Below are 13,236 nucleotides of genomic sequence, written 5' to 3'. Positions count from 1 at the left end.
GAACCCACGATGACCGACACGATCAGCACCGCACCCACGCCCCAGGAGCCGACCCTCCTCGACGCGATGGCAGAGTTCGCATCCGTATTCAGCGGAGACACCGCCGTCGACGTAGCCCCGCGCCTCAACTGCGCGGAGGTCGACGCGCTGGCCGGACTCCTGCGAGCATTCGGACGAGACGAGGCCGCGGACCTCTGGATCAAGGAGCACGCCACGGACGACGACGAGGGCGACGCCCACCACACTCAGGAAGGAATTCGGCGATGACCGAGCCGGAGAACACCGAGGCCGTCACGGCGTATCTCGCCGCCGATGCTGGCTACAGCGAAGCGGTCGCCACGTTCCTCGCCGCCGCTGACGCTTACGCCGCGGCTCTCGCAAGCGTGGACGTTGCGAGGGCGATCGCGCCGACCCTCTCCTGCGCGAAGGTGACCGTGATCGCGCAGATGCTCGAGAAAGCCGGTCATCACGCGGCCGTCGACTGGTGGCTCTTGATTCACTCCATGCAGGGTGACCTCGATGAGGTGGACGCTCACGCGGACTACTGGACGAAGGAGGGCCCGTGGCTCTGACCGTCTACTCGAAGCCGTCGTGCGTGCAGTGCACCATGACCTACCGGGTGCTCGAGAAGAAGGGCATCAAGTACACCACCGTCGACATCACGACGAACCCCGCCGCCCTCGCGTACATCACCGAGGAGTTGGGCTACTCCGCCGCCCCAGTGGTCGTCGCGAGCGACGAGGACCACTGGTCGGGCTTCCGTCCCGACCTCATCGAGAAGCACGCAGCGTGACCGGCCCGGACGTCACCGGCGACGACTACCGGGCCGGGTACCTCGCTGGGCGCGCGGACCGTCAAGGCGAGGTCGACTGGTTGGAGAACGAGGCGGATCGGTACTACCGCCTCGCCTACGGCGACGAGCGGCGTCTCTCGAGCGTCGCCGTGACGCGCGCCGAGCTCGAACAGCGCAGGGCGCTGTCCGAGCCGCCCGTCGAGGTCACCCGACGCGACGCCCTCGCGTCCTGGGGCATCGAGACGCCCCCCACCGACACCCCCGCGGCCGACGCCGCGAACGAGATCCCGCCGACGTCGACGGGACGACCCACGAACCGAACGAGCAGGAGAAGACAGATGAGCACCAGGACGATCACCGGGAACCTCGCCACCGACCCCGAGGCCGTGCAGGCCGGGCGCGTGCAGATCGTGAAACTACGCGTGATCGAGAACACCGGCGAGTTCCGCGGAGGGGAGTGGACCGCGCACGAGGCCCCGACGACGCACTTCGTGGAAGCGAAGTTCGAGCTGGGCGAGCACGTGCTCGCCTCCCTCCACAAGGGCGACGGCGTGATTGTCGTGGGTTACGAGCACACTGTCGCCTGGGGTGAGGGAGAGAACCGCCGCACCGGCCGAGTGATCGAGGCCGACGCGATCGGCCCCAACCTCACCCGCGCGACCGCCGTCGTCACGACGGCTGCGCAGCGCACCCCGCGCCGCAGTGCCGCTCCCGCGGCCGAGTAGATCGAGAGAAGCGATGTTGTACGACTCCCTCCTCCCCAACGTCCTCGCCGTGATCGCCGTCGCCCTCTTCGTCACCGGCGCCGTGCTGCTGGCGCGCATCCCGAACCGGCACCTGCCGATCCGAACCCAGAAGCACGCGCGCGACTTCGTGCGCGTCTACGTCACCATCGAGGTCGGCGTCGGCTCCCTGATCGCCTCCATGTGGGTCGACGGCACCAACTGGCTTCCCGGACGCATCTTCGCGACTGTCGCCTACGTCGCCCTGCTGGTGGGCCTGCTGCCCGTGCTGCGCGGGATCGTCCGCGTCGCGACCGAACGCGAGAGCGCGGCGCGCACCGCAGCGGAGTAGTCCCTACTCCGAGCCGCCGTCGACCCGGAGCACGTACAAGATGACGTGATCCTCCGGGATCGCCGCGCGCACTTCCGCGATCGCCGCGGCGCTCGTCGCCGCGCTGCTGCGCACCACCGTCGATGCCGATTCCGCGCGCGTCCGGTGTGCCAGCTCCCACATGCTCCCATCGTCGCACCCGACGCTGACACCGGCCGCTCGAGCGGGCGGACCGGCGCCGCCGGCCCGTGAGGGGCGACCCCCTCACACTCCCCGGCATCCCGTTCCGGGGGCGCGAGCTCCGCACGCGCAGCGGCGACGGAGCGCCGCGAATCGGAGGCCGCGATGCGGCCCATTCTCCGCGTTTTCTTCACCTCTCCGCGGTTTCAACCTATTTCGCTCCATCGGCTCCGTGCCACCGCTATCGGACGCGCCCTTCGGGCTTATTTCGCCCGATAGCGGCGTCACTGCGCCGCCTCCACTCAAACGGTTTTCCCCGCCGGAGAGGCAAAGAAAAACGATCAGCCAGAGGGAGCACCCAGACCATGCAGACCAGCACCGTTCCGCAGACCACGGCGAAGACCTATCTCACCCTCGCGAACACCCGCGCGGTCAGCGTCCGCGTCGAGGGCACCGACCCGAAGACCACGCCGTCCGTGCTCGTCACCCGCCGCCCGTCGGGGACGTGGGAGGCGTGGCACTCCGACGAGTTGCACGGCTTCACCAGCGGCTCGTTCCGCATGTGCGTCATGTACGCACGCCGCGCCGCGATCCGCCGCCACGTCCAGACCGTCACCCGCTGAGAGGAGCAGACCATGACCCGCACCGACACCGGCCGCGCCACCCCGGCCCAGCTCGACCTCATCCTCACTACGCGCCGCGACGAGTCCGACGAGGACGCCGCCGCCACGGACGCCGAGATCCTCGCGCAGGTCCGCAATACCCTCACCCTGCCCGGGCAGGGCACGCCGGGCGGGTTCCCCGTCATAGATGACGGCACCGACTACGCGGCCGCGCTGATCGCGTTCCTCAGTCCCGCCGCGAACGCGGACGCGATGCTCGCCACGATCGAGAGCCTGCACCAGCAGGTGTGGGCCGCGGCCCCGGTCCTCACGGTCGAGACCGTGACCGATGACGGCGAGACCTACCAGGCACTCCGGTGCCCCGTCTGCGCCCGACTCGTCAGCGACGGGGGAGAGCTTCGCGCCGTGGACGTCTCGACCCGGTGGAGCAGTGCGGAGCCGGACGTCGAGAACCGCCAGATGGACATGACTGCGGGGGATCACGACTACGGCAGCACGCTCTACTACGTCCACTGGACGGGCGAGGCGCACGCTGTCGTCCCGCCCGAGGGCTGGTCGGAGAGCTGGCTCTGACCCAGCGGGGCGGGACCGGCCTTCGGGCCGGCCGCGAGGGGTGACCCCCTCGCACTCCCCGGTGTTCCCCTCCGGGGGCGCGAGCTCGCGCTCGCGCAGCGGCGACGGAGCGCCGCAGCGGGGAGCCGCTACGCGGCGCGTTTCCAGGTTTTCTTCACCTCTCCGCGGTTTCAACCTATCTCGCTCCGCCGGCTGCGTGCCGTCTCTCTCGGACGCGGTCGCAAGCTCCCTTATTTCGCCCGAGAGAGCCGTCACTCCGCCGGCTCCACTCAATTGGTTTTCACTCGCCGGAGAGGCAAAGAAAAACGATCAGGAAGACGACAAAAGCCCCGTAGTTGGTCTAGAACCACGGGACTTGTCGCCTCAATGATCGCACACCGATTGAGGAGAAACCATCGTGACTATCACCACCGGAACCGGGACCATTCAGCACGTCGCACCCGCGGACCTCATCATCGAGGCGAACGTGCGCACCAGCGCCCCGGTCACGCCCGAGTTCATCGCGAACATCCGCGAGAACGGCGTCATCACCCCTGTTCTCGCCCGCCGCGACGAGCACGGCAACGTCATCGTCCGCGCCGGACAGCGCCGCACCCTCGCCGCCCGCGAGGCCGGAGTCGCCACCATCCCGGTCTACGTCGTGGAGGGCGACGAGACGACCGCCGACCGGATCGTCCAGCAGATCATCGAGAACGACCAGCGCGCCGAACTCTCGACCGCGGACCGCACCGCCGCGTGGGCGCAACTCTCCTTCGAAGGAGTCAGCGCCGCGGTGATCGCCAAGCGCACCGGCACCAAGACCGCGACCGTGAAGAAGGGCCTGGCCGTCGCGGAGTCCGCGACCGTCACGTCCGTTCTCCACGAGCATGAGCTGACCCTGGACCAGGCCGCGGTGCTGTTGGAGTTCGAGGAGGACGAGCAGACGCGCGCGCAGCTGATCACGGTCGCGACCACCGATCCCGCCCAGTTCGTCCACACCGCGCAGCGCGCCCGCGACGAGCGAGCCCGCGCACAGGTCAAGGCCTCTGCGGAGGCCGAGCTGACCGCCCGCGGATTCGCGATCCTCGACAGCGAGGTCTACTACGGCGACACCAGCCACACCCACATCCGCGACCTCCGCAAGGAGGACGGCTCCCGGGTGGACCCCGCCGACATCGAGAACGTCGAGGGACGCGCTGCCTACGTCCGAGTCGTGTTCACCGGCAAGAGCGCCGATGTCAGCTACTACCTCACCGACCCGCAAGCTGCGGGCTTTCGCAAAGAGGGCGGCACCACCGCCGGACCGATGACCGACGAGCAGAAGGCCGAGCGGCGCATCCTCGTCGCCAACAACAAGGCGTGGAACGCGGCCGAGACGGTCCGCCGCGAGTGGATCGCCTCGTTCCTCTCCCGCAAGACCCTCCCGAAGGACGCGGACCGGGTAATCGCCCTGGGCCTCACCGTGCACCGCTTCTCGGTGTCCTCCGGGATGAGCAACGGCAACACGCTCGCGCACACCCTCCTCGGGATCACGCAGCCCTCCGGCTACCACGCCGACGCTCTCGGCGCGCTGGTCGAAGCGAACCCCGCGAAGGCCCGGCTGGTCGCGCTGGCCGTCGTTCTCGGCGGCGCGGAGGCGAACACGAGCAAGGAGTCGTGGCGCCGCGGCGACGAGCGTGCCGCCGCTCACTTCCGCCAGCTCGCGGCCTGGGGCTACGCGCTCTCCCCGGTCGAGCAGGTCGTCACCGGCGACACCACCGCAGCGGACGCCGCGGGCCTCAGCTAGCCCGCTCCGCGGGGACCGGCAACCGCCGGTCCCCGCCCTCCCGCCTCGACTCTGCAGAAAGGCCCACCATGACCACCACCACGACTCCCACCGTCGACGTCGACGCGTGGGGACACACCCCGGCGCTGCGCGACGCGCAAGCCGCCGTCGACGCCGCCACCGCCTCCGGCGACCAGGCCGCGACCGCCGCCGCCGCACGAGCGCTGATCGTCGCCGCGGCCGCGCACGGCTGGCCCACCGCGACCGCCCTCGTGTTCAAGTACGAGACGACCGGCCCCATCGCCGGAGTCTGGGGACTCTGGCGAGTCCTCGACGCCGACCGGACCGTGCTCCGAGCGTGGGACGACGACCCCGACCCGATGACCGATGAATCCGAGGAGGAGTTGGTCGCCCTCGACCTCATCAGCAACCGCCGCGCGACCCAGGACTACACCGACTTCGGCACCCCCATCGGCTCCACCGTGCTCATGCTCCACACGCTCGCGCTCTGAACGTGCGTGCGGGTCGACCCGAAACGGGCCGGCCCGCACGAGGGGGAGAGCCCCCTCGACCCCCCCCGGTCACGCGCCTGGAACGGCCACCCGCGCTCGAGCGGTGATCAGCGGCGGGGACGCGGGTTGTACTTCTTACCCGCCCGGATGTTCCGGTTCTCGATGACCCCGACCACCGCCAAGCCTGCCGCCACAGCGACGATCAACACCCACCCGAGCACGTTGAACCATTCACCGGTGAACGCCGCGTAAGTCCGCTCGCCGGCGATCGCGAAGAGCATGAACGACAACCCGAACCACACCATGCCGTTGCTGATCAGCGCAGCACGCGCGAGCTTGGTCCGAGGCTTCGACATGCGCCCACCCTCCCACCGGACCCTGGACGTGTCCACGAGGGAACCGGAACCGGCGAGAGGAGTGATGTGCCTTGCGCATGGCGAGGTGGCAGGCGGGTGCTCCCCGAGTGGGCACCCGCCTGCGGGATTAGCCCCGGCTTGATCGCGGGTCCGACTTGGGCGCGATGGTGTTCTTGTCGCGGATCCTGCCGTCGACCCCGTGCAGGTTGATCTCACCGCCGCCGTTGCGGCTGCTGAGGTCGCGGGTCTGCTGGTAGGCGGCCGCCTGAGTGTTGGCGACCACGGAGGCGCGGCTGGAGTCAGCGCGCTTCCCCTTCCACTGGTCGCCGTCCTTGTATACGTCGTAGTTAGCCATGAGTGTCAGTCCTCTCGTGTTCGTTGATGGCTATCGCGACTTGGCCGGCACGAAGGTGATCGAGGATCCCGCCTGGATCCGTGCGGCGTAGTCGGACAGCTCGGGATCGCTGATGCTGCCCCCCTGGTTGCGGAAGAGCGCCTGGAGGGCGCTCTTGATCTCCGGGAGGGGCCGACCGGCGTGGGTTGCGGCGAGGGCGCTCATGCGCCGGTTCGCGTCGCGCGCGAACTGCTTCATGCCGTCGTCGATCGCTCTCTGGAGAGCTCGCTCGTCGAACTGGATTTTCATCGTGTACTCCTTCGTCCTCACATCGTTGGATGTGAGGTCAGGAGTACGGCGCCGTTCCCTGGAGGTCACCTCCAGAGACAGGAGTCCCGATCGGAACTAGAGTCTGATGCGTCGCCTGCCAAGTTGACGCTTCATCCCCGCCGTACTCGTTGGTTCCGCCGACAGTTGCCGGCGGGGTTTGTTGCATGAGGTGGGCGGCCCGCCTCATACGCGAGTAACCCTACATGCGGGGTCGGACATGATCGCAGCACACTAGATGTAGTAGTTACATCGGCGTAGTTATCCACAGGATCCTCCTCTGTTCATCCACAGGCAGAAGTCCGTGGACCGCCCTGGTGCCGCTGAATCCAGCTCATTATCCACAGCTGTGGACGGGCACTCACGTTCTCCTGAAGACACAACCCCCCGGCGTGTCGTCCCGCGCAGACCGGCTATGGCAGCCTCACGGCGCGGAAAGACCAAGCGTCGGTAAGGGGATCGCTCGCTGCGACACTTTCCTCCAGGCCGGCCCCCCGACCTAGGGTGGGCAGATGAGGCGTCATTCTGTTGCACTCACTCTCCTTCTGGCCGTCGTGGGCACCATGACCGCCTGCGCGCCGGATTTAGTGAATCGCGCGCAGCTCACTGAGTGGCGCTCGGATCGTCAGGCCGACATCGACGCGGACGGTCCCTTTCTCGCGGTGCTGTCGTCCGAATCGACCGCTGGGCAGGAAGGCGATCGGGTGGAGGCCACCTTCGACCAACCAGAGTTGCCCGGCGCCATCACCTTCGAATGCTTCGGAGACGGCACGGTCGAGTTGCAGCTCGATTCCGCTTCCACAACAGGCGCGGCCAACACGACGACGACGACCACCGTCGAGGCCGTGGACTGCGGAGAGGGTCCGCACGCGATCGACCCGGCTTCTCTCGGTACTGACCCGATCGGCCTGGTCGGCGCGGTGACAACGAATGCCGACCGCGACACGTCATGGTTCCTGACTATGCGCGGGGCGCAGAGCGCTCCCTAGCGGTTCACCGCTCAGGTCGGCTCCCTCGAAGCCAGCCAGTTCGTTCCGTATGGGAATCGCTCACCGGTACACGCAGAAGCGACACCGAGTGCCGCGAGAATTCGCGGCACTCGGTGTGAGTTTCGGCGTTCTGTGGCGGCGTCTTGACGCCGCTCCGTGTCGTGCCTAGTCGAGGAGTTCGGCCTGGATCCGAGCGGCTACGACCTCGCGGAGGGGGCGGACGTTTTCGGCGCTCCAGTCGGTCGGGTCGGGGAACTTCCACTCCAGGAACCGGCCGGTCGGGGCCGCGGGCAGGGTGAGGCCGGGCTTCATCGCGACGACGATGTCCGCGTTCTCGAGATCCTCGACCGTAACGGCGCGAGGGGTGCGGTCGCTGATGTCGAGGCCGAGCTCCGCGACGGTCGCAGCGATCGCGGGGTTCACCGAGTCGGCGGGCGAGAGCCCGGCCGAGGTGGCGGTGTAGCGGTCTTCGGCGAGGACTTCGAGAAGGCCCGCGCCCAGCTGGGAGCGGCCGGCGTTGTGCTGGCAGAGGAAGAGGACGGTGGGCTTCTCGGTCATGCGGGGGTCACAGCTCCAGTGTTCGTGCGGGTCCAGGTCTGGGTGGCGATCTGCACGGCGTCCCACGGGGAGCCGAGCGGGGGAGTGTAAGAGAGGTCGAGATCGGAGACCTGCTCGACGGTGAGCCCGGCGAACAGGGCGGTCGCATAGGTGTCGACGCGCTTCGCGGTCTCCGTGCCGAGGCGGCCGACGAGCTGAGCGCCGAGCAGGCGCCCGTCGCGGGTGTCACCGGTGATGCGGATCGTGATCGGCTGCGCGCCCGGGTAGTAGCGCTTGTGATCGTCCGCGACCGCGGTCGTCGTCGCCGGAGCGAATCCGGCGGCGAGGGCCTCGTGCTCGCGCAGGCCGGTCCGGGAGGCGACCAGATCGAAGACCTTGACGACTTGCGTGCCGACGGAGCCGGCGAACCGGGCGGTGCCGCCGAGAGCGTTCTCGCCGGCCACCCGTCCCTGCTTGTGGGCGGTGGTACCCAGCGGCAGGTAGGTGGTGCCGAGGAGGCGGTGGTGAGTGGTCACCCCGTCGCCCGCGGCGAAGACGTGCGGGAGGCCGGTGCGCATTGCCTCGTCCACGACGACGGCGCGGCCGGCGCCGAGGGACGCTCCGGCGCGGGCGAGCAAGTCAGTGTTCGGCTTCACGCCGACGACGAGGAGGACGACGTCGGCGGTGCGGGTGAGGGGTGTGCCGTCGTGGTCGGCGTGCACGGCGAGGCCGGTCGCGGTCTTCTCGATCGAGGCGACGGTGGTGCGGGTGAGGACCTCGACGCCGTGGTGGTCGAGTTCGGTGTGGACGAGGGCGCCGAGTTCGGGGTCGAGGGTGGAGAGCACCTCCGGGCCGCGCTGCAGCTGAGTGACCTGGAGGCCGCGGACGGTGAGGGCTTCGGCCATCTCGAGGCCGACGTAGCCGGCGCCGACGATGATCGCCGTCTGCGGGTCGCGGCTGTCGAGGTAGCGCTCGAGGGCGAAGGTGTCGCCCATCGAGTGCAGCACGTGCACGCCGTCCTCCGGCCCCAGCGCGTCCACGCCGCCGATGCCGGCGGAGGAGGCGAGGGCACCGGTGCCGACGATCAGCTCGTCGTACCCGATCCGGTCGAGCGTGCCGTCGGGGGTGCGGACGGTGAGCTGCTGCCCGGCGACGTCGATGTCGGTCGCGAAGGTGTCCAGGCGCAGCGTCATGCCGGTGGCTTCGAGGTCGGCGTGGGTGCGGTGCGCGAGCGACTGCCACGGCTGCACCTCGCGGGAGAAGTAGTACGGGATCCCGCAGATCGAGAAGTTCGGGTAGGAGTCGGCGACGACGACGGTCACGTCGGCGGACGGGTCGAGCTCGCGGGCGCGCAGCGCGGCGGAGATCCCCGCGTCGCTGCCGCCGATGGCGACGAGATGCATCGGATGGCCTTCCGGATCAGACGTGCGAAGAGGTGGAGGTGGTGGGGGGGACGACGAGGTGCCCGGCGGCCCGGGCGGCGCCCGGGAAGAGGAACACGGCGATGCCGACGCCGATCGCGGCGCCGACGAGCTGCGCAGCGATGAAGGGCAGGACGGAGGCGGGGGCGATGCCGGCGAAGGTGTCGGTGACGACGCGGCCGAGGGTCACGGCGGGATTCGCGAACGAGGTCGAGGACGTGAACCAGTACGCCGCGCCGATGTACGCGCCGACCGCGGCCGCCGCGAGCGGGCCGCGGTTCGTGCGGGCGAGGGAGAGGATCACGAGGACCAGGCCCGCGGTGGCGACGACCTCCCCGAGCAGGTGCCCGGCGGTGACCCGCTCGGTCGTCGCGATCGCGGTCGGGACCTCGAACATCGCGTTCGCGAGGACCGCGCCGCCGATGCCGCCGAGCAGCTGCGCGCCGACGAACACCGCCAGCTCCCGCCCCGACAGGCCGGTGCGGTCGCGACGACCGAGGAGCGCGTCGACGGCGGAGACGAGCGGGTTGAAGTGCGCCCCCGACACCGGGCCGAAGACGAGGATCAGTACCGCCAGTCCCAGCGCGGTCACGAGGGAGTTCTCCAGCAGTTGCAGACCGACGTCGTCCGGCGAAAGGGTCTGTGCGGCGATACCGGAGCCGACGACGATCGCCACGAGCAGACCCGTGCCGAGGAACTCGGCCACGGCTCGACGAGCGAGCGGAGGAGGGGAGGTGGTGTCCATGTCGTCGGCCATCTTGACCGCTCCCGATCGCTCAGTCAAGATTGAGTCAATGAACACCGAGCGAACCGAACTGGAAGCGCGAGCCGCCCGGCACGCCGCCCTCAGCGACCCCGCACGACTCCGGATCACGGACCTCCTCACCCTCGGGGACCTGGCGCCGCGGGAGCTGCAGGACCGGCTGGGGATGCCCTCGAACCTCGTTGCGCACCACCTCGCCGTCCTCGAGCGCGAGGGCATGATCCTCCGGCGTCGCTCGGAGGCGGACCGGCGCCGCAGCTACGTCCACCTGATCCCCGGGGCGTTCGACCAGCTCGGGCCCTCGACTACCGCGGCCGCGCGGCGGGTGCTGTTCGTGTGCACCGCGAACTCCGCCCGCTCCCAGCTCGCCGCGCAGCTCTGGGCGCAACGCAGCCCCATCCCCGTCGCCTCCGCAGGCACGCACCCGGCCACCGCGGTGGCGGCTGGCGCGATCGCGACCGCCGAACGCCACGGCCTCCCGCTGCCCGAAGGAGCCCCGCAGCAGTTCGTGGACGTCGCCGCCGATACCGATCTCATCGTCACCGTCTGCGACGCCGCGCACGAGGAGCTCGGCTCGGAGGCGCTGCACTGGTCGATCCCCGACCCGGTGCCCGCCGGCACGGACGCCGCGTTCGATGCCGCCTACGACGAGCTCGCCGCCCGCGTCGACACTCTCGCCGCGAGGGTCACGGCCGCCTGATCAGACGCGGGTGAGCATCCCGGCCAGGGAGTCGAGCGCGCCGGGAACGAGGGAGAAGTACGCCCAGGTGCCACGCTTCTCGCGGGCCAGGATCCCGGCGTCCACGAGGATCTTCAAGTGATGCGACACCGTGGGCTGACTCAGCCCGACCGGCTCGGTGAAGTCGCACACGCACACTTCACCCGAACTGCTCGACGCCACGATCGACACCAGGCGGAGCCTCGCGGGATCCGCCATCGCCTTCAACGCGCGCGCCAGCAGCTCGGCGCCCTCGGCACTCAGCGGCTCGCGCGCGAGCGGCGCGCAGCACGCAGCCGCCGCCTCGGTGAGCGTCAGCTCGGTCGTCGCCATGCCTCCACCCTCCCACACATTGACAGTCATCGATATACCGGGGCAGACTCGGTCCATCGATGATCGTCGATGTTGAGGAGTCCACCTGATGACCATGCTGCTGACCGTCCCGCCCCGCACCGACGAGCGGCGCCTCACCGACCTGCCCGTCGCCGTCATCGGCGCCGGCCCCGTTGGCCTGGCCGCGGCCGCGCAGCTGCTCGAGCGCGGCCTCGACGTCGTGGTCTACGAAGCGGGCGAGAGCGCCGGCGCCGCGGTGCAGCAGTGGGGTCACACTCGCCTGTTCTCGCCGTGGGAGTACCTGGTCGACTCCGCTGCCGGACGCCTGCTCGACGCCGCCGGCTGGGAAGCGCCCGCGGCGACGAAGCTGCCGACCGGGCACGATTTCGTCCGCGACTACCTCGCCCCGCTCGCCGCGACCTCGCAGCTCGCCCCGGTCATCCGCTACCGCTCCCGTGTGACCGCCGTGTCCCGTGAGGGCATGGATCGCACCCGCTCCACCGGTCGCGCTGCGACACCGTTCCTGCTGCGCCTGGACACTCCGGAGGGCGCCGTCGATGTCACGGCCCGCGCGGTGATCGATACCTCCGGCACCTACTCGACCCCCAACGCGCTCGCCTCCGCGGGCCTTGACCCACTCGGTGTCCTCGATGTCGCTGAGCACCTCAGTCACGCACTGCCGGACGTGCTCGGCGCCGACCGTGCCCGGTTCGCCGGGAAGAGCGTCCTCGTCGTCGGCGCGGGCCACTCCGCCGCGAACACCCTGATCAAGCTCGCCCGTCTCGCCCGCGAGGAACCGGAGACGAGGATCACGTGGGCGATTCGCGGCACCAGCCCTCTGCGCGTCTTCGGCTCCGGCGATGACGAGCTCGAAGAGCGCGGCAAGCTCGGCGGCACCGTCCACCAGCTCGTCCGCGACGGCGCCATCACTCTCCTGGACCGCTTCGAAATCGACCGCCTCGAGAAGACCCCCTCCGGCGGCGTCACGGTGATGGGGCGGCGCCGGAAGGAGCGCGAGAGCGTGGAAGTCGACGTCGTCGTGCAGGCCACCGGCTTCCGGCCCGACCTCGACATGCTGCGCGAGATCCGTGTCTCGTTGGACGAGATTGTGGAAGCGCCCCGCGCACTCGCCTCGCTCATCGACCCGAACCTGCACTCCTGCGGCACCGTCGACCCCCACGGCGTCGCGGAACTCGCCCACCCGGAGCCGAACTTCTTCATCGCGGGGATGAAGTCGTACGGCAGGGCGCCGACCTTCCTGCTCGTCACCGGCTATGAGCAGGTCCGCTCGATCGCGGACGAACTCGCGGGCGATCACGCCGCGGCCCGGCGCGTGCAGCTCGTGCTTCCCGAAACCGGCGTCTGCTCCACCGACATCGGATCCGCCGGAGGGAGCTGCTGCTCATGACCGCGATTCGGCCAATGATCCCCGGGGATTGGGTGGCGGTCGAGGCGATCTACCGCGAGGGGATCGCGACCGGGCATGCCACGTTCGAGGCCGAACCGCCGACGTGGGAGGCGTTCGATGCGGGGAAGCTCGACGTCGGGCGCCTGGTCGCTGTCGACGGAGAACAGATCCTCGGTTGGGCCGCGTTGTCGAAGGTCTCGGCCAGGTCCGTCTACCGGGGCGTGGTCGAGCACTCCGTCTACATCGCCGTCGCCGCACGCGGCCGCGGCGTCGGATCGAGGCTGCTGGCCGCGCTCATCGCCGCAGCGAACGACGCGGACCTGTGGATGATCCAGTCGAGCATCTTCCCCGAGAACACCGCCAGTCTCGCCCTCCACGATCGCGCGGGATTCCGGCGTGTGGGCATCCGGGAGCGCGTCGCGCAGATGACGTACGGGCCTGCGGCCGGCCGCTGGCGCGACACGATCCTCATCGAGCGGCGGCGCCCGTGAGGCCGTGACTCGCTCAGGATCCGCGTGTATCGTGATCGTCACAACGGGCCGGTTCCCGGAACGTTGCCAGCCGAAGACCCC

The 13,236-nt window shown here is 69.7% G+C and carries 21 protein-coding genes; 13 read left to right on the top strand and 8 right to left on the bottom strand.

The annotated features are described in order from the left end of the window. Nucleotides 1-9: 9 nt before the first annotated feature. From GSU68_RS18660 to GSU68_RS18640, 5 genes are read left to right on the top strand one after another with little or no spacing between them, the layout of a single operon-like run. A complete protein-coding gene (locus GSU68_RS18660; RefSeq protein WP_243592805.1) occupies nt 10-267 on the top strand; it encodes a hypothetical protein in 258 nt (85 codons plus the stop codon). Beyond that, nucleotides 264-572: a hypothetical protein gene (locus tag GSU68_RS18655; protein ID WP_159910443.1), complete on the top strand. Its 309-nt coding sequence runs from the start codon at nt 264-266 to the stop codon at nt 570-572. The genes GSU68_RS18660 and GSU68_RS18655 overlap by 4 nt, the downstream gene beginning before the upstream one ends. Beyond that, nucleotides 563-793 carry a glutaredoxin-like protein NrdH gene (gene nrdH / locus GSU68_RS18650; RefSeq protein WP_159910442.1) on the top strand — a complete coding sequence of 77 codons (231 nt, stop codon included), beginning with the start codon at nt 563-565 and terminating at the stop codon, nt 791-793. The genes GSU68_RS18655 and nrdH overlap by 10 nt, the downstream gene beginning before the upstream one ends. Next, nucleotides 790-1,518, top strand: a complete 729-nt coding sequence (locus tag GSU68_RS18645; RefSeq protein ID WP_159910441.1) for a single-stranded DNA-binding protein — start codon at nt 790-792, stop codon at nt 1,516-1,518. Before nrdH ends, GSU68_RS18645 begins: the two co-directional genes overlap by 4 nt. Nucleotides 1,519-1,531: 13 nt before the next feature. Then, nucleotides 1,532-1,867: a hypothetical protein gene (locus tag GSU68_RS18640; RefSeq protein ID WP_159910440.1), complete on the top strand. Its 336-nt coding sequence runs from the start codon at nt 1,532-1,534 to the stop codon at nt 1,865-1,867. A gap of 3 nt (nt 1,868-1,870) precedes the next feature. On the opposite strand, the gene GSU68_RS18635 is transcribed toward GSU68_RS18640, so the two are convergent. Further along, nucleotides 1,871-2,029: a hypothetical protein gene (locus tag GSU68_RS18635; protein WP_159910439.1), complete on the bottom strand. Its 159-nt coding sequence runs from the start codon at nt 2,027-2,029 to the stop codon at nt 1,871-1,873. Nucleotides 2,030-2,391: 362 nt separating this feature from the next. On the opposite strand from GSU68_RS18635, the gene GSU68_RS18630 reads away from it, so the two are divergent. From GSU68_RS18630 to GSU68_RS18615, 4 genes are all read left to right on the top strand, one after another. Continuing rightward, nucleotides 2,392-2,649 (top strand): hypothetical protein, encoded by a 258-nt coding sequence (locus GSU68_RS18630; protein ID WP_159910438.1) that lies wholly within the window; start codon nt 2,392-2,394, stop codon nt 2,647-2,649. Nucleotides 2,650-2,661: 12 nt separating this feature from the next. Continuing rightward, nucleotides 2,662-3,222, top strand: a complete 561-nt coding sequence (locus GSU68_RS18625) for a hypothetical protein (RefSeq protein WP_159910437.1) — start codon at nt 2,662-2,664, stop codon at nt 3,220-3,222. 397 nt (nt 3,223-3,619) lie between these two features. After that, complete coding sequence (locus GSU68_RS18620) at nt 3,620-4,987, top strand: ParB/RepB/Spo0J family partition protein (protein WP_159910436.1); 1,368 nt, start codon at nt 3,620-3,622, stop codon at nt 4,985-4,987. 68 nt (nt 4,988-5,055) lie between these two features. Further along, the gene (locus tag GSU68_RS18615) at nt 5,056-5,478 is read left to right on the top strand and encodes a hypothetical protein (RefSeq protein ID WP_159910435.1); all 423 of its coding nucleotides are present in this window, start codon (nt 5,056-5,058) and stop codon (nt 5,476-5,478) included. 107 nt (nt 5,479-5,585) lie between these two features. On the opposite strand, the gene GSU68_RS18610 is transcribed toward GSU68_RS18615, so the two are convergent. The 3 genes from GSU68_RS18610 to GSU68_RS18600 all read right to left on the bottom strand — a co-directional run bounded on the left by GSU68_RS18610 (nt 5,586) and on the right by GSU68_RS18600 (nt 6,477). Continuing rightward, nucleotides 5,586-5,834 (bottom strand): hypothetical protein, encoded by a 249-nt coding sequence (locus GSU68_RS18610; RefSeq protein ID WP_159910434.1) that lies wholly within the window; start codon nt 5,832-5,834, stop codon nt 5,586-5,588. Nucleotides 5,835-5,961: 127 nt separating this feature from the next. Continuing rightward, nucleotides 5,962-6,189: a DUF2188 domain-containing protein gene (locus GSU68_RS18605; protein ID WP_159910433.1), complete on the bottom strand. Its 228-nt coding sequence runs from the start codon at nt 6,187-6,189 to the stop codon at nt 5,962-5,964. A gap of 30 nt (nt 6,190-6,219) precedes the next feature. After that, entirely contained in the window at nt 6,220-6,477 is a 258-nt protein-coding gene (locus tag GSU68_RS18600) for a hypothetical protein (RefSeq protein WP_159910432.1), read from the bottom strand. Between the two features lie 572 nt (nt 6,478-7,049). Between GSU68_RS18600 and GSU68_RS18595 the strand changes: the two genes are divergently transcribed. After that, nucleotides 7,050-7,484 carry a hypothetical protein gene (locus GSU68_RS18595; protein ID WP_159910431.1) on the top strand — a complete coding sequence of 145 codons (435 nt, stop codon included), beginning with the start codon at nt 7,050-7,052 and terminating at the stop codon, nt 7,482-7,484. Between the two features lie 165 nt (nt 7,485-7,649). On the opposite strand, the gene GSU68_RS18590 is transcribed toward GSU68_RS18595, so the two are convergent. Genes GSU68_RS18590 through GSU68_RS18580 form a run of 3 tightly spaced genes read right to left on the bottom strand, consistent with a single transcriptional unit; the run spans nt 7,650 to nt 10,199 of the window. Continuing rightward, nucleotides 7,650-8,042: a low molecular weight phosphatase family protein gene (locus GSU68_RS18590; protein ID WP_159910430.1), complete on the bottom strand. Its 393-nt coding sequence runs from the start codon at nt 8,040-8,042 to the stop codon at nt 7,650-7,652. Then, the gene (locus GSU68_RS18585; RefSeq protein WP_159910429.1) at nt 8,039-9,424 is read right to left on the bottom strand and encodes an FAD-dependent oxidoreductase; all 1,386 of its coding nucleotides are present in this window, start codon (nt 9,422-9,424) and stop codon (nt 8,039-8,041) included. Before GSU68_RS18585 ends, GSU68_RS18590 begins: the two co-directional genes overlap by 4 nt. A 16-nt stretch (nt 9,425-9,440) precedes the next feature. Then, nucleotides 9,441-10,199 carry an MIP/aquaporin family protein gene (locus GSU68_RS18580; RefSeq protein WP_159910503.1) on the bottom strand — a complete coding sequence of 253 codons (759 nt, stop codon included), beginning with the start codon at nt 10,197-10,199 and terminating at the stop codon, nt 9,441-9,443. Nucleotides 10,200-10,236: 37 nt separating this feature from the next. Between GSU68_RS18580 and GSU68_RS18575 the strand changes: the two genes are divergently transcribed. Next, nucleotides 10,237-10,905, top strand: coding sequence for a helix-turn-helix domain-containing protein (locus GSU68_RS18575; RefSeq protein ID WP_159910428.1), 669 nt, complete (start codon nt 10,237-10,239; stop codon nt 10,903-10,905). Here the strand turns inward: GSU68_RS18575 and GSU68_RS18570 are convergent, their stop codons facing one another. After that, entirely contained in the window at nt 10,906-11,256 is a 351-nt protein-coding gene (locus GSU68_RS18570; protein ID WP_159910427.1) for a metalloregulator ArsR/SmtB family transcription factor, read from the bottom strand. It lies immediately after the preceding gene. An 88-nt stretch (nt 11,257-11,344) separates the two neighbouring features. Here GSU68_RS18570 and GSU68_RS18565 point away from each other — a divergent pair, with 88 nt between their 5' ends. Continuing rightward, the gene (locus GSU68_RS18565) at nt 11,345-12,664 is read left to right on the top strand and encodes an FAD-dependent oxidoreductase (RefSeq protein ID WP_159910426.1); all 1,320 of its coding nucleotides are present in this window, start codon (nt 11,345-11,347) and stop codon (nt 12,662-12,664) included. Beyond that, nucleotides 12,661-13,155, top strand: a complete 495-nt coding sequence (locus tag GSU68_RS18560) for a GNAT family N-acetyltransferase (protein WP_244259535.1) — start codon at nt 12,661-12,663, stop codon at nt 13,153-13,155. Before GSU68_RS18565 ends, GSU68_RS18560 begins: the two co-directional genes overlap by 4 nt. Nucleotides 13,156-13,236 lie beyond the last annotated feature (81 nt).

The organism is Rathayibacter sp. VKM Ac-2759 (assembly GCF_009834225.1).
Lineage (GTDB): Bacteria > Actinomycetota > Actinomycetes > Actinomycetales > Microbacteriaceae > Rathayibacter.
This window is presented reverse-complemented; position numbering and strand designations above follow the sequence as displayed.